21 protein-coding genes are annotated in these 23,779 nt (G+C 63.4%); 11 read left to right on the top strand and 10 right to left on the bottom strand.

Annotation, left to right across the window (positions count from 1 at the left end; all coding sequences use genetic code 11):
* Nucleotides 1–23 precede the first annotated feature (23 nt).
* The 7 genes from ACERK3_03385 to ACERK3_03355 all read left to right on the top strand — a co-directional run bounded on the left by ACERK3_03385 (nucleotide 24) and on the right by ACERK3_03355 (nucleotide 9,654).
* Nucleotides 24–998, top strand: coding sequence for an NADH-quinone oxidoreductase subunit J (locus ACERK3_03385; protein MFA9477334.1), 975 nt, complete (start codon nucleotides 24–26; stop codon nucleotides 996–998).
* A gap of 100 nt (nucleotides 999–1,098) precedes the next feature.
* Entirely contained in the window at nucleotides 1,099–1,419 is a 321-nt protein-coding gene (nuoK, locus tag ACERK3_03380; protein ID MFA9477333.1) for an NADH-quinone oxidoreductase subunit NuoK, read from the top strand.
* Nucleotides 1,420–1,523: 104 nt separating this feature from the next.
* Complete coding sequence (nuoL, locus tag ACERK3_03375) at nucleotides 1,524–3,656, top strand: NADH-quinone oxidoreductase subunit L (GenBank protein MFA9477332.1); 2,133 nt, start codon at nucleotides 1,524–1,526, stop codon at nucleotides 3,654–3,656.
* A gap of 69 nt (nucleotides 3,657–3,725) precedes the next feature.
* The gene (locus tag ACERK3_03370) at nucleotides 3,726–5,366 is read left to right on the top strand and encodes a NuoM family protein (protein MFA9477331.1); all 1,641 of its coding nucleotides are present in this window, start codon (nucleotides 3,726–3,728) and stop codon (nucleotides 5,364–5,366) included.
* Between the two features lie 111 nt (nucleotides 5,367–5,477).
* Entirely contained in the window at nucleotides 5,478–7,199 is a 1,722-nt protein-coding gene (locus tag ACERK3_03365) for an NADH-quinone oxidoreductase subunit N (GenBank protein MFA9477330.1), read from the top strand.
* Nucleotides 7,200–7,394: 195 nt separating this feature from the next.
* Complete coding sequence (locus ACERK3_03360; protein ID MFA9477329.1) at nucleotides 7,395–9,014, top strand: solute:sodium symporter family transporter; 1,620 nt, start codon at nucleotides 7,395–7,397, stop codon at nucleotides 9,012–9,014.
* 172 nt (nucleotides 9,015–9,186) lie between these two features.
* Nucleotides 9,187–9,654 (top strand): FHA domain-containing protein, encoded by a 468-nt coding sequence (locus ACERK3_03355; protein MFA9477328.1) that lies wholly within the window; start codon nucleotides 9,187–9,189, stop codon nucleotides 9,652–9,654.
* A 26-nt stretch (nucleotides 9,655–9,680) separates the two neighbouring features.
* Here the strand turns inward: ACERK3_03355 and ACERK3_03350 are convergent, their stop codons facing one another.
* From ACERK3_03350 to cmk, 4 genes are all read right to left on the bottom strand, one after another.
* On the bottom strand, nucleotides 9,681–10,463 hold the full coding sequence (locus ACERK3_03350; GenBank protein MFA9477327.1) for an isoprenyl transferase: 783 nt from the start codon (nucleotides 10,461–10,463) through the stop codon (nucleotides 9,681–9,683).
* A gap of 96 nt (nucleotides 10,464–10,559) precedes the next feature.
* Nucleotides 10,560–11,984, bottom strand: coding sequence for an adenylosuccinate synthase (locus ACERK3_03345; protein ID MFA9477326.1), 1,425 nt, complete (start codon nucleotides 11,982–11,984; stop codon nucleotides 10,560–10,562).
* A 318-nt stretch (nucleotides 11,985–12,302) separates the two neighbouring features.
* Nucleotides 12,303–12,989 carry a lysophospholipid acyltransferase family protein gene (locus ACERK3_03340; GenBank protein MFA9477325.1) on the bottom strand — a complete coding sequence of 229 codons (687 nt, stop codon included), beginning with the start codon at nucleotides 12,987–12,989 and terminating at the stop codon, nucleotides 12,303–12,305.
* Nucleotides 12,986–13,672: a (d)CMP kinase gene (cmk, locus tag ACERK3_03335; GenBank protein ID MFA9477324.1), complete on the bottom strand. Its 687-nt coding sequence runs from the start codon at nucleotides 13,670–13,672 to the stop codon at nucleotides 12,986–12,988. The genes ACERK3_03340 and cmk overlap by 4 nt, the downstream gene beginning before the upstream one ends.
* A 202-nt stretch (nucleotides 13,673–13,874) precedes the next feature.
* Here cmk and ACERK3_03330 point away from each other — a divergent pair, with 202 nt between their 5' ends.
* Nucleotides 13,875–15,149 (top strand): hypothetical protein, encoded by a 1,275-nt coding sequence (locus ACERK3_03330; GenBank protein ID MFA9477323.1) that lies wholly within the window; start codon nucleotides 13,875–13,877, stop codon nucleotides 15,147–15,149.
* Nucleotides 15,150–15,219: 70 nt separating this feature from the next.
* Nucleotides 15,220–16,320 (top strand): alanine dehydrogenase, encoded by a 1,101-nt coding sequence (gene ald, locus ACERK3_03325; protein MFA9477322.1) that lies wholly within the window; start codon nucleotides 15,220–15,222, stop codon nucleotides 16,318–16,320.
* A gap of 155 nt (nucleotides 16,321–16,475) precedes the next feature.
* Here ald and dapA read toward each other — a convergent pair whose 3' ends face one another.
* Both dapA and ACERK3_03315 read right to left on the bottom strand, forming a co-directional pair.
* A complete protein-coding gene (dapA, locus tag ACERK3_03320) occupies nucleotides 16,476–17,354 on the bottom strand; it encodes a 4-hydroxy-tetrahydrodipicolinate synthase (protein ID MFA9477321.1) in 879 nt (292 codons plus the stop codon).
* 83 nt (nucleotides 17,355–17,437) lie between these two features.
* Nucleotides 17,438–18,001, bottom strand: coding sequence for a hypothetical protein (locus ACERK3_03315; GenBank protein ID MFA9477320.1), 564 nt, complete (start codon nucleotides 17,999–18,001; stop codon nucleotides 17,438–17,440).
* Nucleotides 18,002–18,234: 233 nt separating this feature from the next.
* Here ACERK3_03315 and tilS point away from each other — a divergent pair, with 233 nt between their 5' ends.
* Entirely contained in the window at nucleotides 18,235–19,338 is a 1,104-nt protein-coding gene (gene tilS, locus ACERK3_03310) for a tRNA lysidine(34) synthetase TilS (GenBank protein ID MFA9477319.1), read from the top strand.
* A 245-nt stretch (nucleotides 19,339–19,583) separates the two neighbouring features.
* The gene (locus ACERK3_03305; GenBank protein ID MFA9477318.1) at nucleotides 19,584–20,018 is read left to right on the top strand and encodes a PilZ domain-containing protein; all 435 of its coding nucleotides are present in this window, start codon (nucleotides 19,584–19,586) and stop codon (nucleotides 20,016–20,018) included.
* A 168-nt stretch (nucleotides 20,019–20,186) separates the two neighbouring features.
* On the opposite strand, the gene ACERK3_03300 is transcribed toward ACERK3_03305, so the two are convergent.
* The 4 genes from ACERK3_03300 to pyrR all read right to left on the bottom strand — a co-directional run bounded on the left by ACERK3_03300 (nucleotide 20,187) and on the right by pyrR (nucleotide 23,730).
* On the bottom strand, nucleotides 20,187–21,443 hold the full coding sequence (locus ACERK3_03300) for an HAD-IIIA family hydrolase (GenBank protein MFA9477317.1): 1,257 nt from the start codon (nucleotides 21,441–21,443) through the stop codon (nucleotides 20,187–20,189).
* A 23-nt stretch (nucleotides 21,444–21,466) separates the two neighbouring features.
* Nucleotides 21,467–22,075: a guanylate kinase gene (gmk, locus tag ACERK3_03295; protein ID MFA9477316.1), complete on the bottom strand. Its 609-nt coding sequence runs from the start codon at nucleotides 22,073–22,075 to the stop codon at nucleotides 21,467–21,469.
* Between the two features lie 150 nt (nucleotides 22,076–22,225).
* Complete coding sequence (locus tag ACERK3_03290; GenBank protein ID MFA9477315.1) at nucleotides 22,226–23,176, bottom strand: aspartate carbamoyltransferase catalytic subunit; 951 nt, start codon at nucleotides 23,174–23,176, stop codon at nucleotides 22,226–22,228.
* Nucleotides 23,173–23,730 (bottom strand): bifunctional pyr operon transcriptional regulator/uracil phosphoribosyltransferase PyrR, encoded by a 558-nt coding sequence (gene pyrR / locus ACERK3_03285; protein MFA9477314.1) that lies wholly within the window; start codon nucleotides 23,728–23,730, stop codon nucleotides 23,173–23,175. Before pyrR ends, ACERK3_03290 begins: the two co-directional genes overlap by 4 nt.
* Between the last annotated feature and the right edge of the window lie 49 nt (nucleotides 23,731–23,779).

Genomic DNA, 23,779 nt, shown 5'->3' with positions numbered 1-23,779 from the left:
GCTGAAACTGGACACAAGGCGGCATGCAAACGCCACTTGCGATCTATCTGGCTTCGATCCTCGGCGCAGTCGCGCTGCTGCTGATCATGCCCAAACGGCGGTTCAACCTCGGCCTTGTCGGGGCGGTTATCGGTGCGGCGGCCTTGGGCGGCCTCTGGCTGTTCCTCGCGGCGAGCCTGCCGAGCGAACTGGCTGGCATCCCCTGGGAGACGTTCGGCTACTACTACCTGTTCGCGGCGATCTCCATCGTCGGGGCCGTCCGCGTCATCACGCACACACGGCCGGTCTACTCGGCATTGTGGTTCGTGATGGTCGTGCTTTCCTCGGCGGGCCTGCTGCTCATCCTCGCGGCGGAGTTCATGGCCTTTGCCATGATCATCATCTACGGCGGCGCGATTCTGGTCACCTACATGTTCGTGATCATGCTCGCAACGCAATCCGCCCCGGCGGTGGGTGAAGATTCGCCCGCCAACGAGCCGGACGTTTCGCCCGACTATGACCGCGTCGCCCGCGAGCCAGTCGGCGCGATTGTCGCCGGCTTTTTGCTGCTAGCGGTGCTGTTGCAGGTGACGACCGACCCGGGCATCACGAGCAATGAAGCCGCGTGGATGGAGTCAGACGAGCAACTCATGGCCGAGGTGCTCACCAATCGCCCGAGCATGCGGTTGACCGAGCGTATCCAGGCACAACTGAACCCCGAACTGGGTACCGAAACCGAATACGCCGTCGCACTCGGCGGCACGCAGGGCATTTCCAACACCGAACGCGTCGGCCTGGACCTGTTCCGCTCTCACCCGCTGGGGCTCGAACTCGCGGGCATCATCCTGCTGATCGCCCTGATCGGCGCGGTGGTGATCGCCAAGACGCGCATTGAAGAAGAAGAGAAACCGACCCCGCCCGTGCCGGACGAAACGGGCGCAACGACACACCCGCACGACGAACCGGGCCCGCATGACTCCGAAGCCCGCGGCGCGAGCGGGGGACGAGTGGGAACCTGAGGGAATTGCTGATTGCTGATTTCTAATTGCTGATTTTGCCACGGCAACAGTACCGTTCATCAGATTAGAAATCAGAAATTAAAAATTAGAAATCAAACTGATGCCTGAACCCATCGATAACCTGCTGCTGTCGCACTTCCTGGTGCTCGGAGCGATTCTTTTTTCGCTCGGAATGATCGGCTTTATCGCACGGCGGAACCTGATCATCATGTTCCTCTGTACCGAGTTGATGTTTCAGGGCATTGTCGTGTCGCTTGTCGCGTTCAGTCGGTTCCATGTGAATGTGACCGGCCAGACGTTTGTGATTTTCGTGCTGACCATCGCGGCGGCCGAGGCGGCGCTGGCGCTGGGCCTGGTGGTATTGCTGTTCCGACGCCGACGCACGCTGGACGCGCAGGCGTGGGCATTGATGCGAGGCTAGAGGGAATTGCTGATTGCTGATTTCTAATTGCGAATTGTCACTGCATGACGCGATGGCCTTTCAATCAGCAATCAGCGATTAAAAATTAGAAATTCGGACGAACCATGGACCTCGACCTGATCAAATTTCTGCCCTGGATTCCGCTGCTCGGTGCGGTGCTTTGCATGATCTGCTGCATCAAGCCGCAGTGGCGCAAGGCGGCCGGGGCCATCTGCGTCGCGTCGATCGCGATTCCCTTCCTCATGGCCATTTCGGTCTATGGCCAGGTGCGCGGGCTCGACGTCGGCGAAACGGTCACGTTCTTCCGATGGATCCATGTAGGCGACTTCACCGCCGACTTCGCCTACTACATGGACACGCTGACCATGGTCATGCTGTTCGTGGTCACGGGCATCGGCTCGCTGGTGGCGCTCTACGCCACCGGCTACATGGCGGGCGATCGCGGGTACGCCCGCTTCTTCGCGGCCGTGGCGCTATTCATCTTTGCGATGACCAGCATGGTGATGGGCTCCAACCTCATCATGCTCTACCTCGGCTGGGAAATGGTCGGCTTGGCCAGCTACCTGCTGATCGGCTACTACTACCACAAGCCCGCGGCGGTCGAGGCGGCGAAAAAGGCGTTCATCGTCAACCGCATCGGCGACCTCGGCTTCGCGATGGGCATCCTCACCGTGTACATGACCTTCGGGTCGGTGCACTACGCCGACATCCTCCCCGCGGCGCAGGCGCTCATCGGGCAGGTCGACGTCTCCAGCCTCACCGAAGGCGCCCTTGCCGCTTATGAGTCCGCCAGCCTGCCGGAGAACACCACCTGGGTGATGGCAGCCCCCCTGCTGCTGCTGCTCGGTGCTCTGGGCAAGTCGGCGCAGATTCCGTTCTACGTCTGGCTGCCGGACGCGATGGAAGGCCCGTCGCCCGTCTCCGCCCTCATCCACGCCGCCACCATGGTCACCTCCGGCGTCTACATGGTCGCCCGGCTGATGCCGCTGTTCGAGTTCAGCCCTTACGCCCTGCCCACCGTCGCGACCATCGGCGGCCTGACCGCGATCTTCGCCGCGACGATCGCCCTATGTCAGTACGACATTAAAAAGATCTTCGCCTACTCCACCGTCTCACAACTGGGCTACATGTTCCTCGGCGTGGGCGTGCTTGCGCCCACCGCGGGGATGTGGCACCTGATCAGCCATGCATTCTTCAAGGGCCTGCTGTTCCTCACCGCCGGCTCTGTCATGCATGCCATGGCGGGCCAGCTCGACATCCGCAAGATGTCCGGCCTTCGGCACAAAATGCCCGTAACCTGCTGGCTGATGTTCGCGGCCTGCCTCGCGCTTGCCGGCTTCCCGCTGACCACCGGCTTCTTCTCCAAGGACATGATCATCGCCTACACGCTCGACTGGGGTCGAGCCGAAGAGGGCGCCAGCGCGTGGTACTTCACGCTCGGCATCCTCGCGCTGGTCACGGCCTTCATCACCGCCAGCTACGGCTTCCGCGCCTGGTTCCGCGTCTTCTGGGGCCCTGAAAAGTGGGAGATGGGCGACGACGATCACGGCGCCCCCGAGCCGCAATCGCCTGATCACAGCCACGCCGACGCAGACCACGGCCACGAAGCTCACCACGACGAGCATGGCGCCGATCATGCCCACGGCCATCACCACGAGCCGCACGAAATGCCGTGGTGGCCCATGAACATCCCGCTGGTCATTCTCGCCATCGGCTCGCTGTTCGGCGGACTGCTCGGCTATGTCGGTGCGTTCGGCGGCCACAGCTACGGCTGGATCGGCAGCATGGTCTACGACTCCACCGCCCGCACGCACACCAGCATCCCGCACGGCCGACCGCTGCTGGGCATGGACCCGCACATCGCGATGTTCTTCATCAGCGGTGCGATCGCCATCGTCGCCATCGCCCTGGCGTGGTACCTGCACGTGAAGAACCGCGACGCCGTCGCGAAGCTCGCCGACGCGACACGACCCATCGTGACGCTGCTGAACAACAAGTACTACGTCGATGAGATTTACGACGTCCTGATCCGTCGCCCGCTGCGGCTGATGGGCTGGGTCTTCTACATCCTCGACCAGTTCCTGATCAACGGCATCGTGTACGGCTTGGCGTGGGTGCCACGGCTGCTGGGCCTGGGCCTGCGGCCGTCGCAAAACGGTCGACTGCAAGGCTACGGCCTGGGCATGGCCGCCGGCGTCGCCATCATCACCGCCCTCGTCTTGTGGGCGATGGTGTAAAGCGGCCCGCGAAGCGGCGAGAGACGGTCGAAAATCAGCCATTAGAACTCCGCAATCAGAAATTCGCTCATGGAAACCTCCAACTGGCTCATCCCGCTGCTTCTGCTCGTGCCGCTCATCACGGCGTTGGGCATGCTCGTGCCGAACCCCTGGTTCGACGACCGCCGCAACGCCTGGGCGTGGACACTCGTCAGCACGGTCGTCACGTTCGTGCTCTCGCTGGTCGTCGCGTTTCAGTTTGACTGGAGCGAAGCCGGCATTCAGATGGCCAGCGAAATCCGCTGGATTCCCGAGTGGGGCCTGACGTTCGGCTTCGGGCTCGACACGATCTCGCTCTGGCTGGTGCTGCTGACCACATTCCTCATGCCGATCGTGATCCTCGGCTCGCTCACGGCCGTCGAACATCGCGCCCGCGAGTTCTACTTCTGGCTGCTCGTGCTCCAGGCCGCCATGACCGGCGTGTTCCTCGCCACCGACATCATCTTCTTCTACATCTGCTTCGAATTCACGCTCATCCCGCTCTACTTCCTCATCGGCGTGTTCGGCTCGCGGCAGCGCCTCGCGGCGGCGAAGATGTTCTTCCTCTACACCTTTACCGGCTCGATGCTCACGCTCGCCGGCCTGCTGTACGTCGCCTTCCTGCACGCCGACGCGACCGGCGCGTGGTCGTTCGCCATTGCCGACCTGTACGAAACCGCGCAGGGCATGAACTTCACGCAGCAGGCCTTCGTGCTCGGTGCCATGCTCGCCGGCTTCGCCGTGAAAGTCCCGCTCTGGCCGGTGCACACCTGGCTGCCGCTGGCGCACACCGAGGCCCCGACCGCTGGCTCCGTCGTGCTGGCAGGCGTGCTGTTGAAGCTGGGCACCTACGCCCTGCTGCGTTTCGCGCTGCCCATGACCCCCGAAGCCGTGGTGGTGTTCGCTCCCTACATCGGCGTCCTCGCGGTCATCGGCATCCTCTACACCGCCCTGGTCTGCTGGGTGCAGAAGGACATCAAGAAGCTCATCGCCTACTCGTCGGTGAGTCACCTTGGCTTTTGCGTGCTGGGCCTGTTCGCTCTCGACGCCAACGACATCGGCGCGGTCGGCGCGGTGATGTACATGATCAACCACGGCCTCTCCACCGGCGCGCTGTTCCTCTGCGTCGGCATGATCTACGAACGCTTCCACACACGCGAGATGGCGCTGATGTCCGGCCTCGCCCGCGTCATGCCCGTATGGGCGACCTTCATGGGCTTCTTTGTGATGGCCAGCGTCGGCCTCCCGGGCTTGAACGGCTTCGTCAGCGAGTTCCTCACCCTCGCCGGCACGTTCCTCTCGCCCACAGGTGTGTTGGGCATCCCCTACGCCTTCGCTGCCGGTGCGGGCATGATCCTCGCCGCGATCTACCTGCTCTACATGATGGGTAAGGTCGTCTTTGGCCCGACGCGCATCCCGCCACACGATGACCACGACGATCATCACGCCCCGGTGAAAGACCTCAACACGCGCGAGATCGCAACCCTCGCGCCGCTGGCGGTGGCTTGTCTGGTCTTCGGCATCCTGCCGTTCCCGATCCTGCAATCGCTCGAGCCGAGCGTCGGCAACATGACCGCCGCCGCCAAGGCCGAGGTCGAACGACTGACCGAAACCGAACTCGTCGAAGCCAACGAACTGATCGAAGAAACCACCACAGGCGACCGCATGACGCTTCGCCTGGAGATTGAATAAAGTAGGTTTCTGGTTTTTCGTTTCTGGTTTCTGGTTGCAAATCACCAGAAGCGAGCCTGAACGAGGCCCAACCAGAAACGAGATACCTGGAACAAGAAACCGATTTTCGCCATGGAAGAAATGCTCGCCAAATTCGCTTCGCTCTGGCCTGAGATCGCCCTGCTGGTCGGTGCAGGCCTTTGCCTGATCACCGGCCTGCACCGCAACCCCGCGGTACGGCAAGCGACCGTCTGGGTCGCAGCCGCGTCGCTGGTGGTCGCCGGCATACTGATCGCCATCACCGGCGTGCCCTACAGCGAGTTCGGCTTCGGCGCGATGACCGTTTACATCAAGTACGCCGCCGTCGTCATCGGCCTGTTGCTGCTGATGGTCTCCGCCGGCGTGCCGGAGCAGGTCCGCCAGAACCGCCTCGCCGAGTCCGCCAAATCCTTCGACCCCGGCAACAGCACGCGCGGCGAGTTCTACGCCTTCTTCCTCATGACTATCGTCGGCGTCATGATCACCGCCGGCGCGGACGACCTCGTCTGGCTGTTCCTCGCACTCGAACTCACCAGCCTGCCCACCTACGTCATGGTCGCCACCGCTCGCGACCGCATCACCGCGCAGGAGTCGGCGGTCAAGTACTTCTTCCTCGGCGCAATGTCCGCGGCCGTGTTCCTCTACGGCTTCACGCTCATCTACGGCGCAACCGGCTTCACCAACTTCGTCGAGATCGCCGCCATCGCGCAGGAGCAGGCCGCAGCAGGCCAGCTCAGCCCGCTGCTGACCGCCGGCCTCGTGCTGTCGATCCTGGGCATCTGCTTCAAGATCGCCGCGTTCCCGATGCACTTTTACGCCGCCGACGTGTACCAGGGCGCCACGACTGCCGTCACCACCCTGCTCGCGTTCGTGCCCAAGACAGCCGGCTTCATTGCACTGATCTACATCGTCAGCCTCGTCGGGTGGGACCCGCTGCCGCCGGTGATCGTCGGCCTGCTGTGGGGCCTCGCCGCCATCACCATGACCGTCGGCAACGTGCTCGCCCTGCTCCAGACCAACGTTAAGCGCGTGCTCGCCTACAGTTCAATCGCACACTCCGGCTACATGCTCGTCGGCCTGCTCGCCGGCCCGGCGGTGGTCGGCGGTTCGTCACTGAACAACGGCATCGCCGCGTTGCTGTTCTATCTCGTCGCTTACGGCCTGGCGACCATCGCCAGCTTCGGCGTGCTCGGCTGCCTTCGCGCTCGCGGCGACGAAGCCGAAACCTACGACGACATCGCCGGCCTCTGGCAACGCTCGCCCGCCCTCGCCGGCGTGCTCGTGCTCAGCGTTATCTCACTGCTGGGCCTGCCGCCGCTGGTCGGCTTCCTCGGCAAGCTCTACCTCATCGGCGCGGCCTACACAGGCGGCTACATCTGGCTGATCATTGTCCTCGTGATCAACTCGGCCATCTCCGCCGCGTACTACCTCGCCATCGCCAACGCCGCCTTCTTCGGCAAGCCTTCGCCGCATGTGACATTCTCCAAAGCGCCGGCTCGCGGCCTTGCCTCGGGGGTCGCCGCGGTGCTCGCAGTCGTGCTCGGCGTCGCCGGCATGCAACTGGTCGACTTCGCCCACGCCTCGACAATCATCACGCCCACTACCGAGCAGGCCGTGGAAGTCGACGACCGCCCCACCGGCGCCGCCCAGTCCGCAGACGAACGCGAGGCCGAGTCGCCCTACGTCCTGCAACAGTCGCAACCGCAACAGCCATCAATCAGCAGCGCCGCCGCAACATCCGCCCCGGCGACCTGCTGTCTCATTGCATCCTGCTGTGAGAATGACGCCACCTCGCGCAGCGCCGACACGCGTTAACACGTCGGCCGTATCGAATCGTCGGCTTCCACCTCACGGCAAGTTCTGCCCGTCGGCCGGTTACGCCGCCGTATGGTGTGACTCCGCCTTACCTTGATCTCGACAAATCTTTGCAGTCCATTCCCGTTTCCATGTTAAATTGTAGGTGCCTCGCGTCCGGGTCGGCATATCATCTTCACGTCACGGGAGCGCACCATGCCATACGCAATCACGCTCTTTTCGTTTTTCGCCTTCACCGGGGCCGTGGGGCTGATCACCTGGTGGACGACGCGGAAGGCCGACCATCAAACCTCCACCGGCTACTTCCTCGCCGGCCGATCGCTGACCTTCCCCTTCATCGCCGGCTCGCTGCTGCTGACCAATCTCTCCACCGAGCAGATGGTCGGGCTCAACGGCTCGGCGTTTCGCTATGGGCTCAGCGTCATGGCGTGGGAAGTCGTGGCAGTGCTCGCGTTGGTGGCCATGGCGTTGTTCTTCCTGCCGCGGTTTCTCAAAAGCGGCATCGCCACGCTGCCGCAGTTCCTCGGCCTCCGGTTCGACGGCGGCACGCAGATCATCGCCAACCTCATCTTTCTCGGCGCGTACACCGCCATCCTCCTGCCCATCATCCTCTACACCGGCGCCGCCGGCCTCATGGGCATGCTCGACCTCAGCGCCCTGACCGGCATTGAAAACACCAGGCTGCTCGTCTGGCTCACCGTCTGGTTCGTCGGCATCATCGGCGCTTGCTACGCCCTGTTTGGCGGACTCAACAGCATTGCCGTATCCGACATGCTCAACGGCATCGGCCTGCTCATCGGCGGATTCCTCATCACCTACTTCGGCCTTCAAGCAGTCAGCGGCGGCGACGGCGTCTTCGAAGGCTGGCGCATCCTCCAGGACACCAACCCCGAGCGATTCAACTCCGTTGGCGGCCCCGAAACCGAAGTCCCCTTCTTCACCCTCTTCACCGGTGTGCTGCTGCTGAATCTGTTTTACTGGTGCACCAATCAGCAGATCATCCAGCGAACCTTCGGCGCTTCCAGCCTCGCGGAGGGGCAAAAGGGCGTCCTGCTCACCGGCTTGTTCAAACTGCTGGGCCCGCTCTATCTCGTGCTGCCGGGCATCATCGCCTTTCACCTTTACGCCGAGCGCGACATTCATCCCGACCATGCCTACGGCATGCTTGTGTTCGATGTACTGCCCGCACCGCTGACCGGCTTCTTCGCCGCCGTCATGGCCGGGGCCATCCTCAGTTCCTTCAACTCCGCGCTCAACGCCACCACGACGCTCTTCGGCACGGGCATTTACAAAGCCGTGCTCAACAAACAGGCAAGCGACCAGCAGGTGGTCCGCGTGAGCAAGCGGTTCGGCTGGGTCGTCGCGATCGGCGCGATGATCATCGCGCCGCTGCTGATCGGGCAAGAGGGTATTTTCACCTACCTTCAGCAGATGAACGGCATTTACTTCATCCCGATTTTCGCCGTCGTGGTCGTCGCCATCCTCGCGCCGCGCGTGCCGCCACTCGCAGCCAAGGTCGCGCTGCTGCTCGGCTGCGGCGGCATCGCTGTCGGCTACTTCGTGCCGCCGTTCAACCAGGGCGTTGCGGCGATGGGTGAGTTTCACTTCCTCGGCGGCGCGTTCGTGCTGCTGGTGCTGATCATGCTGCTGATCGGCTGGCTGCGCCCGCTGCCCACACCTTGGGCGCAGACTGCCACGGGCGATGTCGAGATGACGCCCTGGCGATTCCGCGTGCCCGCTGCAGCGGTGTTGGTCGTTCTCGTTCTGTTGATTTATGTTTCCTTCGCGGACTTCTCCGTACTGTTCAGCGGATAGCCATGCGGGCCTGAAGCCGTGAAAGCAATCGCACGATGACAAAATCGGGAAGCCCCCGCGTCCAGTTCCGCGGATGGCATTGGGGGCGTCTGTTAATATATGAACAGTACCGTCGCGCATCGACCGGGGCGTGGTCGGTTGGTTTTGCTTGTCCAGTGAAGGGGGAAACGCGGTGGCGACGATTCTGGTGATGAACGGCCCTTGCGAGGGGCGGTGGTTTCCCGTGCCGATCGATCGGCCGCTGGTGGTCGGCCGCGACCGGTCACTGCTGGCAACGCTGCCGGATGTCAAAACTTCGCGGCACCATCTTGAAGTGCGCTTCATGCCCTACGAGAACGGCTACGTCGTGGCAGACAAGGCCAGCCGTAACGGTGTGTTCGTCAACGGCCATCGCATTTCACATTACAAAACCCTGGCGGAAGAAGACCGCATCCGACTGGGCTACACCGTGCTGATCTTCACGGAGCATGACTTCGAAGACCAGGGCGAGTCGCGCCAGTTCCTGCGGAAAGCCCTGTCGCGTCATCAAGACGACCTGCAACGCATCAAGCAGGAGCAGGCGACGCGATCGGCAAAGCCGGAGCAGCCTGCCAGTCGTTTCAACATCGGCCGACTGTTGGGTTGGGGGCGGCCGGAATAAAGGGCGGGCAACGGCACACCGCGTCGTCACACCACCGCGCCGAATTTGCGTTGCCGCTTGGCATAGGCGCGAAGCGCTTTGTGGTAGGCCTCGACCTGGAAGTCAGGCCAGCATACATCGGCGACGTAAAACTCGGCGTAGCTGATCTGCCAGAGCAGGTAGTTGCTCAGTCGCATTTCGCCGGCGGTACGGATGAGCAGGTCCGGATCGGGCAGGCCGGCGGTGTAGAGATGGTTGCTGATGGTCGTGTCTTCGATCGCGTCGGGCGACAGTTCGCCGGCGGCAACCTTGCGGGCAATCGCACGAACCGCGTCGGTGATCTCGGCCCGGCTGCCATAGTTCAACGCAAGCGCGAGGGTTAGGCCGGTGTTCTTGGAGGTGGCTTCGATGACCTGGTCCATCTCGTGGAGCACGGGGGTGGGCAGGCCTTCGCGTCGGCCGATCTGGATGAAGCGGACGTTGTTCTCGGCGAGCGTTTCGCGTTCGCGAACGAGGTATTCGACGTAGAGATTCATGAGAAACGCGACTTCGCTCTGCGAGCGGGTCCAGTTCTCCGTAGAGAAGCTGTAGAGCGTGAGCACGTCGAGGCCGAGCTTGGCGGATTCGGTGACGACGGCGCGGACGGCCTCAGCGCCTTTGCGATGGCCGAACGTTCGATCCTGTCCGCGCTGCTGCGCCCATCGGCCGTTGCCATCCATGATGACCGCTACGTGCCGGGGCAACTCGGCCGACGGCAGTTCCAGGCGCGGCGTATCGCCGGGCTGAGGCGTCCCGGTCGCGTCCTGCTGGTTGGCGGTTGTGGAGGGCATAAGCGTTTCTGGTTTCTGGTTTTTGGTTTCTGGTTTAGTGCCAGGCAACATTTGCCATAACGAGGAACCGGAAACAAGAAACCAGAAACCCTGCCTTTATCGAAACACACTTTGATCGCGTCGCGGGCCGACGCTGGCCATGACCACGGGCACGTCAATGAACTGCTCGATACGGCGGATGTAGGCCTTCGCCTCTTCGGGCAGATCGTTGTAGCTGCGACAATCCTCGATCTCGGCGGCGAAGCCCGGCAGCGTTTCGTAGACCGGCTCCACCGCAGCGAGTACGTCCGCGTCGGCCGGGAACGTCTTCAGCACCCGGCCCTGGTGACGATAGCCGACACACACCTTCAATTCTTCAAGACCTGCCAGAACATCCAGCAGCATCAGCGCGATCCCGGTCGCGCCGCTGACCGCGGCGGTGTATTTCAGTGCGACCAGGTCCAGCCAGCCGCAGCGACGAGGCCTGCCGGTGGTCGTGCCGTATTCACGGCCCTTCTCGCGGATGCGGTCGCCGATTTCATCATCCAGTTGCGTCGGCATCGGTCCGCCGCCGACGCGTGTCTGATACGCCTTGACGATGCCCACCACGTTGGTCACGCGATGCCCCGGTACGCCCGTGCCGGTGTGCACGCCCAACGACGAGCAGTTGCTCGACGTGACGTAGGGGTAGGTCCCATGGTCGATATCCAGCAACGTCGCATTCGCACCTTCGAACAGCAGCCGACGGCCGCCGCTCATCGCATCGTGCAACAGCGTGGCAGTGTCACAAACGTGCGGGCGAAGCGCCTCGGCGTGCTCTATCGCCGTGGCGAGCAGCGCGTCGGCGTCAAGCGGCTCGAACGATTGGCCACACAGGTCTGCGAGCGATTTGAGCATGCCGTTTTTCACGCTGACGATACGCGGCAGCATGTCACGCAGCCGCGGCGTGTCGAGCATGTCGGCCACACGGATCGCGGTCGAGCGCAACGCCTTGTCCGCATAGCAGGGCCCGATGCCTCGGCCGGTCGTGCCGATAGGCTTATCCGAGCCCCACGCTTTCGCAACCGCCTGATCGTAAAGCACATCCTGCACCTTGTGGTACTCAAAGACCACGTGCGCCCGGTCGCTGATGCGGAGGTTTTCACCCACAGCGATGCCGCGCGACTTCAGTTCGGTAATCTCTTTGACGAGCTGAGCCGGGTCGATCACCACGCCGTTGCCCAGCACGTTGATCTTTTCCGGGTAGAGAATGCCTGAGGGCACGAGGTGCAGAGCGTAACGCTGATCGCCCACCTGCAGGCTGTGCCCGGCGTTGGCGCCACCGTTGTAGCGGACGACGCAATCAAAGCCACCGCCGCCCTGAGCGGCTGTAGCGCCGGCGATGAGGTCGACGACCTTGCCTTTGCCCTCGTCGCCCCACTGCAGGCCCACGATCGCTGTGTGGCCGGCCTCAAGGCCAAGCTTGTTGAGGACGGCCCCACCATCCGCCGCAGCGGTGACAGCGGAACCGGGCCCGGCAGTCGCGTCAGCAGCCTTGCTCATGCGTTCTCCAAGAAGACAAATGCATCGGATCCCAAACGCGTGATTGTAGCATATTGCGGCCCCACGGCACGAGGCAGGGCAGACAGAAACATCGAGTCAAGCCGAGGGCTGAGAAGCGCAGCGACGAAGCCCCGGGTCAGGTGAATCGCTAATTTCTAATCGCTAATTGCTGATTGTGGCCCCGACGCCGATCCAATCAGCGATTAGAAATCAGCAATTTGAAATTCCGAATGATCCGGCCCTTCGCTCGCGGACTCGCTCAGGGCTCGGCTTGGGGCGGGCATCGCTCAGCTTGGGGGCAATGGCCTGCTTGAGAATTTACTCGTCCGTCGATGCAGTGCCGATGCGTCCAGCGAGGTCTTGGCGCATGGTCTCCACCGTCTGCTGGAGGTGGGCCAGCGCCTCCTCAGGCTTCATTGCCAGCAGTTCGTCCGCGGGGATCGGCTCGCCGTACATGACCCCCATCCGCCCGAACAGGCGGGGCCGCTTCTGCGACCGCGGCCAGACGTGGTACGCCCCATCCAACGCGACCGGCACGATCGTCGGCTTCGCCCGCTTGATCAGCAGCATCGTCCCTGTCTCAAACGACTCGGTCTTGCCGGAGAGCGTGCGTGCGCCTTCGGGAAAGATCAGCAGCGCGTGGCCTTGCTTGAGCACCTCAATGCACCGCCGCATCGCCTTCGTGTCGCCGGCCCCCTGCTCGACGGGGATCGCATTGAGCAGGCGGATCAGCACTGCGAAAAAGCGATTACGAAACAGGCTCGCTCGCGCCAAGGCATAAAACTGCCGACGGTGTGCCCCAAGCCCCACAAGGATCGGGTCGTAAAACGACTGATGGTTCGAGACGAACATCACCGGCCCGGTCGCGGGAATGTTGCGAACGCCCCACGCGCGGAATCGATAGCAGCAGAAAAACCACACATAGCACAGCGACATCATCGCGTACCAGGCAAAAATCCGCCATAGTGGTGAGCCCGGCTGACGGGCACGCAATCCACGAATCATGCTGTCGCCTCCACCGCTTCGCGGACGCGTCGCTCCAGCAGATCGACCACCTCATCGAGCGTCATCTCCGATGTATCGATCCGCTGCGCATCTTCCGGACAGATCAACGGTCCGTCAGCTCGCGTTGAATCCTTGTGATCACGGGCCACGATCGCATCGCGAATCGCCTCAAGGTCGGCATGCCGTCCCGAAGCACGAATTTGGTCCGCCCGCCGTTGAGCCCGCACCGCCGCTCGCGCGTCGAGGTAAAACTTCACATCCGCGTTCGGGAACACGACCGAGCCCTGGTCCCGCCCTTCCGTCACCAGCCGCGGGTGTTCCGCCCCCACCTTCCGCTGGGCGTCGACGAGCACCTGCCGTACGCCCGCCAGCGCGGCCACATCGCTGACGTGTGCCGTAACGTGCTGATCGCGCAACCGCTCGGTCATGTCCTGCGAGCCGATGAAAAGCCGCGGCGGGCTGTGCCCGAAGTCAAAGCGTATGTCGCAGTTACGCGCCAATCCCACCACTGCGTACCCCTCTTCCGCGGGGTTGATGCCGCGGTCCAGGGCCTTCGCGGTCAGGCCGCGATACATCGCCCCGGTATCGAGAAATTCGACGCCGAGTCGGTCGGCCAACATGCGGGCGACAGTAGACTTGCCCGACCCTGCCGGGCCATCGAGGGTGACGATCAGCCGTTGCATGGGTGGAAGTTTAGCAAGGTTAGCCGTGAAGCGCAGCGGAGCGTGTTCGCAACCGCCACGGCCTGCAACACCCCCCACTGCCCCCTGCAACCGACACGGCGCGTGCCTTGCCCCGCGACGGTACAATCGCCAACTCTGGCCCCCGGACCTGCCCCCCGGATCTGGCACCCTGACCCGCGAACCCTAAACCCGATGCCCGCCTATGTCATTCCACTCCGGCCGTGTGAGTTTCTGTCGTTTCCACGTGACAGGCGATGCCCCGCCTGCGGTAGATGAAACCGCCCTTTCGATTCTCAAGGAGCACAAGTTCCAGGAGACGGAGATCGGCGCGCCCGACGAGGTCGAAGTCGGCTGGATCACCGGCGAACACCTGCTCGACACGCAGTTCACCTATGAGAAGAACGGCTACGGCAGCCCGGCGGAGCCGATGCTGCTGCTGGCCATGCGGATGGATACGCACAAAGTGCCCGCCGACGTGAAGCAGGCCTACCGCAAGATCAACGAGCAGGCCGCCGCATCGGACAACCCCTCCGGTTTCGCGAGCAAGGCGGACAAACGCGACGCGAAAGACCTGTCCACCCGCCAGGTGCAGGAAGACCTCGCGGCAGGCAAGTTTCGGCGGTCCAAGCAAGTGCCCGTGCTCTGGGACCTGAAGCGGAATGTCGTGTACGCCGGTGCAACGGGCAATGCGGTGGTTGAAGAACTTGCCTCGCTGTTCCGGCGAAGCTTCGCGGTTGAGCTGGAGGTGATGAGTTCCGGCACGTTGGCCGGCCATGTGATGCGCAGTGAAGGGCGATCTCGCGACTGGGAAGACTTGCATCCATCGCCGTTCACCCCCCCGCCCGCCGAGGCACACGCGGACCACGAAGACGCGGACGGCGTCGGCGATGTGACCATCCCCAGCATCCCCTGGCGGGCGCAGGCAATCGACCTCAAAGACTTCCTTGGCAACGAATTTCTGCTTTGGCTTTGGTGGAAATGCGAGACGGCCGAGGGCATGGTGAGCGTCACGTTTCCCGGCGGACGCACGGGCGAAGTATTCGCGGCCATGGACAAGACGCTGGACATGGACTGCGCCTGGGACGTGCGCGGCAAGCAGAGCCTGCGCGGGCATGCGCCGCAACGACTCGGTGAAGCGAACGAAGCGTTGGCGACCGGCAAGTGGCCGCGCAAAGCGGGACTGATCATCAGCGACGGCGAACATCAGTGGGAGCTGTCGTTGCAGGCCGACCGCTGGCAGGTCAGCTCGGCGGCGCTGCCTGAGATCGCGGAGGCGGAAAGCCCGCGCGAGATTACGGAGGCTCGGCTGGAGTTGGTGCGTTCGCTGGCGGATACGCTCGATTCGTTGTACCAGGCGTTTTTGTTACGTCGTGTCGGCGGCGGGTGGGCAAACGATCGGCAGGCGATCCGCGACTGGATCAAACAGCAGCGACCGGGGCGGAAGCAGCCGGCCGAGCCGGCGACGGCGGGCGTTTGACGGCAACAGCGCGATGGCCAGTAACTCACCCGAAGCTGCACAATGCTTCGGCCCCGCTTGAGGGCGCAACATGATCATCGGCATTCCGAAAGAGACGAAGCCGGACGAGTATCGGGTGTCGATGTTGCCCGTCGGAGTGGAACTGCTCGTTCAGCAGGGGCATGAAGTGCTCGTGCAGCGCGGCGCGGGCGTGGGCAGCGGGTATGAAGACGATGCGTACGAAGCGGCTGGCGCTCGCCTTGTCGACGAAGCAGGCGAGGTGCTCGAACGAGGCGAGTTGATCGTGAAGGTCAAAGAGCCGGTCGGCGATGAGCCGAACATGCTCCGCCGCGGGCAGGTGGTGTTTACGTACTTCCATTTCGCAGCGAGCAAGACGTTGACCGAGGCATGCCTGGAAGCGGGCATCACGGCGTTGGCCTATGAAACGCTCACCGATGCGCAGGGTCGACTGCCGCTGCTGACGCCGATGAGCGAGGTGGCGGGTCGCATGGCGGTGCAGGAGGGCGCGAAATATCTGGAGAAGCCGCAGATGGGGCGCGGCATCCTGCTCGGCGGCGTGCCGGGCGTCGAGCCGGGCAACGTGGTCGTGCTCGGCGGCGGCGTGGTGGGCACGAACGCGGCGCGCGCCGCGGCCGGCCTTGGCGCTCATGTCACCATCATGGACGTCAACCTCGACCGACTGCGCTATCTCAGCGAGGTCATGCCGGCCAACGTGTATACGGCCTACTCCGACCCGCACACCATTGCCGAGCACGCGGTGCAGGCCGACCTGGTTATCGGCGCGGTGCTCATCCCCGGCGCTCGCGCCCCGATGCTCATTCGCCGTGACCTGCTCAAGCAGATGAAAAACGGAGCCGTGATTGTCGACGTCGGCGTCGACCAAGGCGGGTGCGTCGAAACCACTCGGCCGACGACGCATCGCGAGCCAACCTATGTCATCGACGGCGTCGTGCACTATTGCGTCACCAACATGCCCGGCGCGGTCGGACGAACGAGCACGCAAGCGCTATGCCACGCCACACAGCCTTACATCTTGCGGCTGGCGAAGCACGGCGTCGACAAGTTGCTCCGCGCCGAACAACCGTTCGCCGATGCACTGAACATGCGCGACGGCAAGCTGGCGAACCACGCCGTGGCCGAGGCACATGACATGCTCGACAATCTCGCATGATGATGTTTTCGCTGAGGGCAGCCATGATCATCTCGCGCTCGGCCACATCACTATCACCGCGCGGACAAGCTCGCCTTCATGCACGGCGAAGTTGTCATGACGGAACACTTTTCTGCCAATAACTTTCGATTCCAACAAACTTCACGACCAGACGACTACAGCAACGCTGCCTCTCGGAGCACTTTTTCCAGTGCAGCGGACGCGTCGTCGCTCATCTCGCAAAGCGGCAGGCGGAGTTCGCCCGTGTCCTGGCTGAGCAATCGCATGGCGGTCTTGATCGGCACGGGGTTGACGTCCAGCGACAGCATGCCGCGGAACAGGGGGAACAGCTTCGCGTGCTGCTGCCGTGCTTCGACGAAGTTGCCCTTCAGGGCCGCGTCGACCATGGCCTTGACCTTGGCCGGGAGGATGTTGCTCACGACGCTGATGACGCCCTTGGCGCCGATGCTCATCAGCGGCAGCGTGAGCGAATCGTCGCCGGAGAGAATGGTCATCTGCTGACCTTCGCAGCGCATGGCGATTTCCGAGGCCATATCCATCGAGCCGGTCGCTTCCTTGATTGCAACGATGTTGTCGTGGCGTGCGAGGCGGGCGACCGTTTCGGCGGTAAGTTGGATCGCCGTTCGGCCGGGAATGTTGTACAGCACGATGGGCAGATCGACCTGGTCGGCAACCGTCATGAAATGACGGTAAAGCCCTTCCTGCGACGGCTTGTTGTAGTACGGGTTGACCATCAGCGCCGCATCAACGCCGGCCTGCTTCGCATGGCGGGTCAGCTCAAGCGCTTCCTGTGTCGCGTTCGAACCCGTGCCGGCCACAACCTTGACCTTGCCGGCTGCGGCCTCAACCGTCCTTTCCACCACGCGGCGGTGTTCGTCGTGACTGAGCGTAGGCGACTCGCCGGTCGTGCCAACAGGCACGAGGCCGTCGATGCCCTGCTCGATCTGGAACGCCACATTCTTCGCCAGTTGACTCTCGTCGAGCCCACCGTCGCGAAAAGGGGTGACCATCGCAGTAAAAGCGCCTTGCAACATCGGTTCATCTCCGCTTGAAATCGATCGAGCGGGTCACTGTACCGTTTTCCGTCGCGAGTTTCGAGTCGCCGACGCAACCCCGCCTACGATTGCCGCAACGCCAGCACGAGTTCGATCTTGCCCTGGTGCTCATTGAGTTGGCGGGCGATCTCCAACGGCGTCAGCCCCGCGTCGGACAGACGATAGACAGAGTCGGTCAGTTCGCGGTCATCATTTACCGTGCCAAACGGTGCCTGCGCCGGTGACTCCGTTGGCTCATCATCAACCACGCCGGGCGACGCCGGCGGCGGGGCGGGCTCGGCCTCACCCGGTGCGGGCTGCCCGACCGGCTGCCGTTCCAACTCGGCGATCTTCGCATCGGCCTCGCGGAGCAATCGCTCCAGCCGCATCGATTTCGCGTCCAGCTGCGCGCCCATCCGCTTGGCGAGCTGCTCGATTTCGACCATGATCTGCTCGAGGTCGCCTCGGACCGCTCGCTCTTCCTTCATGCGGTGCAGTTGCTCGCGCGGGCTGAGGTTGCTCTGCTTCGCCTGCTGGCGACGCTTTCGGCCCCACATGACCACGCCCGCGAGGATCAGCGTCACCCCTGCCGCAGGCAGCAGGATCTCCAGCAGTCGGGCGCTGTCTGCCAAAATCGTCATCAACATCGACCACCCCCCCGCCGCATAAGTGCGACAGCGTGCCGGTCGGCCGTGTTATGTGCGAAGTCGCCCATGCGCCGCCAGTTTACCGCATTGGCGAGCATGGCATGAACCGCAGGACGATCGCATCTGACTGTAGGGCAGGGTTTGCCCTGCCAACCGGAAACCACAAACGAAAAACCATAAACCGCCGCCAACGCTTCCTGCACCGGGGGGCGGGACGGAATATGATCGCCCGAATGCCTGCCGACCCCCCCAACCTCATCGGCCACCCACTCGTACAGGCAGTGGCCCGTGCACTGCGGCGGCGATGCCGCGTTCGACCGCCAGCCCGCGTGCTCGTCGCGGTCAGCGGCGGGGCGGATTCCGTCGCGCTCCTGCGCGCCCTCGCCCTGCTCAGCGAACGTCGCGGGTTTGGCCTCCAACTCGGCGTGGGCCACGTCCAGCATCACCTCCGCGACCCGGCCAGCGAGGAAGATGCCGTCTTCGTTGAGTCGCTTGCAGGCACACTCGACCTGCCCTACTTCCGCGCGGATCTGCAACTAAGCTCTGCCAACTTCGGCGCCAATCAACCTGCGATACCCACAAACCTCGAAGCCCGCGCCCGCCGCGAGCGGTACACCGCCCTGCTCACCATGGCCGAGGCGTTTGAAACCGACCTCATCGCCACCGCCCACCATAGCGACGATCAACTCGAAACGCTGCTTATGCGGCTGCTTCGCGGCGCAGGCGTCGTCGGCTTACGCGGCATCGCCTGGCGAAGAAATGTTCGTTTCGAGTTGCGAGGTTCAACTCATGATTTAGCTGAATCGCCAGCATCATCGCCAACTCGAAGCTGCGCCCTGATCCGTCCGATGCTGGCCGCCACACGCGAGAACACGCTCGACTTTCTCAAGCAGCTCGGCCAACCATGGCGGGAAGATCACACGAATGCGGACACCTCGCGATGGCGCGCCCGGCTACGGCAGGATGTGCTTCCCGTGCTGCGAGAAATGCGCGGCAATGCATCGACCATGGCGGTGTCGCTGGCTGACCATGCACGCGACGTGCATCGGCTGATCGAGGCCGAGGTGAGCCGACACCACGAGCGTGTCGATCGCAACAGCATCTCGGCAACGCTCGACCGCGGTGAAGCAAGGCTAATGCCGCGCGTCGTCCTTGTCGCACTGCTTCGCCGACTGCTCAACGAGCTCGGCGTACCACGCGACCGCCTGGGCAAACGCACGCTCAGCCCGATCGTCCGCGCCATCCGTGACCGCACGGGCGGTACGCGACACTTCGATCTCACCCAAGCCATGCACGTCACCATCACTCGCAGCGAAATCACCCTCGGGCCGGTGTGATTCAGGCGAAACCTGTGTTTGCGGTTTTTTTCGCGTGACGTTGCCCCACAAGCAGCAATGTTACGCGTGTTGACGAGACTGACAACGAGGTTCCAGACGTTATCGGTCATGCCGCATAAGCCGACCATGTGAACTGGGTGAATTTTTACGTCTCTTCCATCTAAACCGACTGGGCAATCGAGTCGATGTTTGCCGTGTTGGCCATGCGGATCAGAGGGATCGCGAGGCCCGACAAGGAGTGCATGATGACGACTGCAACAATCACTTTGCCCCCCGCCGGTACACCTCGCATGGCCGAGCAGCGACTTCACCCGCGGCTGAAGGTGCCCGCCATGTACACACTCATGCGTGCACGCCTCGTGGGAGATGATCGCTACCGCTGGACCGGACACATATACGACATCAGCATGGGCGGAATGCGATTCGAGCTCGACGAGCTCGTCGAGCCTGGCACTGAGATCGAGTTCCGCGCAATGCTGCCAGGCCAGAGCCAGGTCATGTTCCGCGCCGTCGGCCGAGTGGTGCGCCTTCACGAACCGGACGCGACCGAAGGGCCCGTGCGGATGGGCATGCAGTTCGACCGCTTCACCAGCATGATCGACCAGCGCCGCTTGCGCGACTACCTGACTGCCCGCACATTCGCCGCCAACAGCGTACGCACGACTCGACGCGCGGCATAGCCTTTCACAATCAAACCACCCACGCTAGCCCGCGCACGGTATGGACCTGCGCGGGCTCTTTTCATTTCCCTCCAAGCCATGCCTTACCGTTGCCGAGTGTTCCGCGAGGCGACCGGATCAAAGCGATGCAGTATTGCGAGCGTGCCCGGCTGCCATGATGCTCTTGCATCATCGCGGAAACAGTAGCGTGGCGATGGTCGCGCCCTGGAAGATGAGGGCCGCTGCAATCCAGCGCTGGAACAGGTCGTTGTCGCCCGCACCCATCCACAGTCCGCCGAGCAGACATACGCCAGCAACCATCTGCAGGATGATCGCCAGCACGATGGGGTAGGAGAAGGTTTGGCCCTCGCCGCGCTGGTGGCGGAGTTCGTGAAGGATTTGCCGAAGGGTCGTCTCGGCGGGCACCTTCGACGTACCGAGACTGGCGGGTTCATCATCTTCAACAACGTGACGCTTCGCCGTCGCAGGCGAAGTCGACGTGGGCGGCGACGGGGCTGGCGCGGGCGGCGGCGATGGGGGCTTCGGCTCGACGGGTTCCGGCGCAGCGCGTCTGGGGCCGGCCGGTTTGGGCGCGGTCGGCTTCACTTGCGTATCACCGGCAGGCGCCGGACTTGGCGGTGTGGCAACCTTCGGCTTGTCTTCAAAAAGCACCGGCCGGGCCTTGTCCTCAGGCGGCGCGGGCGGGTCGGCCTCCGCCTTGCCCGCGTGGTCGTTGGCCGAGTCGCTGGGAGCATCCGCCTTCTCCGGAGCGATGGGCTTGCTTGATTGCTGAAGGCGGGCCACTGCTGCGGCGTTCCATTTGTCGCGGCCGGGCGCTTCCGCCGACCGGCGGGCCGTGTCCTGTGATAGCTCCGACTGATGACGCTTCTGCGCCACAATCCGCACCGCCTCGACAAGATTGCGCACGACGAAGTCGGGCTGCTGCGCGTCAGGCACGTCTTCGCCAGGTGCGCGTCCGTCGGCGTTGAGCAGAATCGTACGCGTGCCTGCGGCTTTGCCCGCTTCAACATCGCGAAGTTGATCGCCAATCGTCCAACTTCGCGACAGGTCGATGCTGTGATCCTCCGCCGCCTGGAAGAGCATGCCGGGCTGCGGCTTTCGCCAGGGATGTTCCTGCGTATATCGGCGGACCGTGCCCTCGGGGTGGTAAGGGCAATAGTAAAACGCATCGATGCGTGCCCCGTTGGCGGCGTGGACGATCATGTCATGCAGGCGGTCGTGCACGCGTGCGACGTCGTCTTCGCCATATTTGCCGCGGGCAACGCCGCCCTGGTTGGTGATGACGACGATGCGGTACCCGAGCCCGCAGAGCGAGGCGATGGCCGAGCTTGCGCCCTGGATGAGGCGGACCTGATCCGGGTCGCCGAGGTCGCCATCATTGTGGATGATCGTGTTGTCGCGATCGAGGAAAATGGCGGGTTTCATGATGTCTACAGGGTATCACGAAATCAGGAAGATGCCCGGCGGGCCAGCTCATCGCGAATGGTCCGCACCGCCTCGGCGACGGCTTTTTCCAGATCATCGTTTACGAGGAAAGTGTCGTACGCACCGCTCTCGCGGGCCGTGCGAATTTCGTGGCGGGCCTTGGCGAAGCGGCGCTGGATGGCCGATTCATCCTCCCGCTTTCGGCTACGCAGCCGATTCAGCAGTACCTCCTCGCTCGGCGGCAGCACGAACATCGCAAACGCTTCGGGCAGGTTGTCTTTCACCTGAATGGCCCCCTGCACATCAATCTCCAGCAGCACGACCCGCCCCTTGGCAAGGTTTTCTTCCACCGGCTTACGCGGCGTGCCGTAGCAGTTGCCGAACACCTCGGCCCATTCGAGCAGCTCGCCGGCCTCGCGTTCGCGTTCGAATTCCTCGCGGGTCACAAAATGGTAGTCAACGCCATCCACATCGTCGGCGGTCTTGGGGCGGGTGGTGTTGGAGACGCTGAAGACGGTGTCGAGCTGGCGTTCGACGGCTCGGGTGATCGTAGTCTTACCAACGCCAGAGGGCCCGGAGATGATAAGGAGCATGCCGGTCGGGGTAGGTGCGTTCGTGGGTTGATCGGTCATTGGACCGTTATACGAAATTGGAACGGGGTGTGCAGGGTGGTGATGGATTTCGGACTTGGGATTTCGAATATCGGATTTGGGAAAGCTCCGGGCGATGACGCTCGACAGGCATCTTCAAATCAGCAATTAGAAATCAGAAATCAGCAATTCTCAAACAGCGGTAACAAGGAACAGCACCGCCATCCGCACAGCGAGGCCGTGGGTGACCTGTTGCAGGATCGCGGAGTTGGGGCCGTCGGCGACGGCGGACTCGATCTCCAAACCGCGATTCATCGGGCCCGGGTGCATAACGAGAATGTCGTCGCGGGCTTTGGCGAGGCGGCGCTGCGACAGGCCGAAGGTGGCGGCATATTCGCGCACCGATGGGAAGGCCGGGCTCTTCAAGCGTTCGAACTGAACGCGCAGCATGTTGACGACGTTGATCCGCGGCAGCACGTCGTCGAGGCTGTGGCTGATTTCGCAGCCCATTTCGCGGAAGCTCGTCGGCAGCAGCGTGGGCGGGCCGACGAGTATCACTTCCGCACCGAGTTTGGTCAGGCAATGCACGTTAGAGCGGGCGACGCGAGAGTGGGCGATGTCGCCGACGATGGCGACCGTCAGGCCAGTGAGGTCGAACGTGTCGAGGCGGTCGAATCGTTTGGCGATGGTGTATGCATCGAGCAGGCCTTGCGTGGGGTGTTCGTGCTGGCCATCGCCGCCGTTGATGACAGAACAGTCGACGGATCGGGCAAGCTGGGCGGCGGCGCCGGAGAGGTGATGGCGGACGACGATGGCGTCGACGCCCATGGCTTCGATGGTTCGGCCGGTGTCGCGGAGGGTTTCGCCCTTGCTCGTGCTTGATCCCTTGCCGGAGAAGTCGAGCACGTCGGCGCTGAGTCGGCTGGCGGCAAGGTGGAAACTGGCGCGCGTGCGGGTGGAGTCTTCGAAGAAGAGATTGACGACAACCTTGCCGCGCAGGGCGGGCACTTTCTTGACGCTGCGGGTGGAGACCTGCTCGAAGCCGCGGGCGGTGGCGAGCAGGTGGCGGATGTCCTCGGGCGGGAGCGCTTCGAGGCCGAGCAGGTGGCGATGCGTCCAGGGGTAGGCGTCGGACTGGTTCAACGCGGGCCCTCCTCGTCGATGGCACGGTCGCCGACGATGTTGATCGCGTCGGCTTCGTCGGTCGGCTTGAGCTGCACCTTCACCCGATCGCGCGGGCCGAGCGAGTCAATCGTCAGCCCGGCTTCGTCGGCGGCGATGGGCAGCTCGCGCCCGCCACGGTCGACCAGCACAGTCAGCCAGACGCGGCGCGGCCGACCGAGGTCCATCAGCGACTGCAACGCAGCGCGAACCGATCGGCCGGTCATCAGCACATCATCGACGAGGATGATATTCACCCCGTCGATATCGAAGGGCACTTCGGTCGTTCGCACCACCGGCTGCGGGCCGACCTCCGAAAGATCGTCGCGGTAGAGCGTGATGTCCAGCGTGCCGACTTGCTCAAGGTTCAAACGCTCAGCCAGCCGCCGGGCAAGGTCGTCGCCGCGACTGCGAATGCCCACCAGGGCCCAGGGCGCATCCGGGTCGTCAGCGATGCGCTGCTTCAAGCGATCCGCGAGCGCGGTGGTCAGCTCGGCGACCCGTATTTCGTCAGCAAGGTTGCGCATGATTGCCATGGTACATCGACGCGACACAGGGGTCATCTTGAGAGCGTCCCTGCGGGAC

The organism is Phycisphaerales bacterium AB-hyl4, from assembly GCA_041821185.1.
In the GTDB taxonomy this organism is placed as follows: Bacteria; Planctomycetota; Phycisphaerae; order Phycisphaerales; family Phycisphaeraceae; genus Natronomicrosphaera; species Natronomicrosphaera hydrolytica.
Note: the sequence above shows the minus strand (reverse complement) of the source record. Positions and strands in the feature narration are given on the sequence as shown.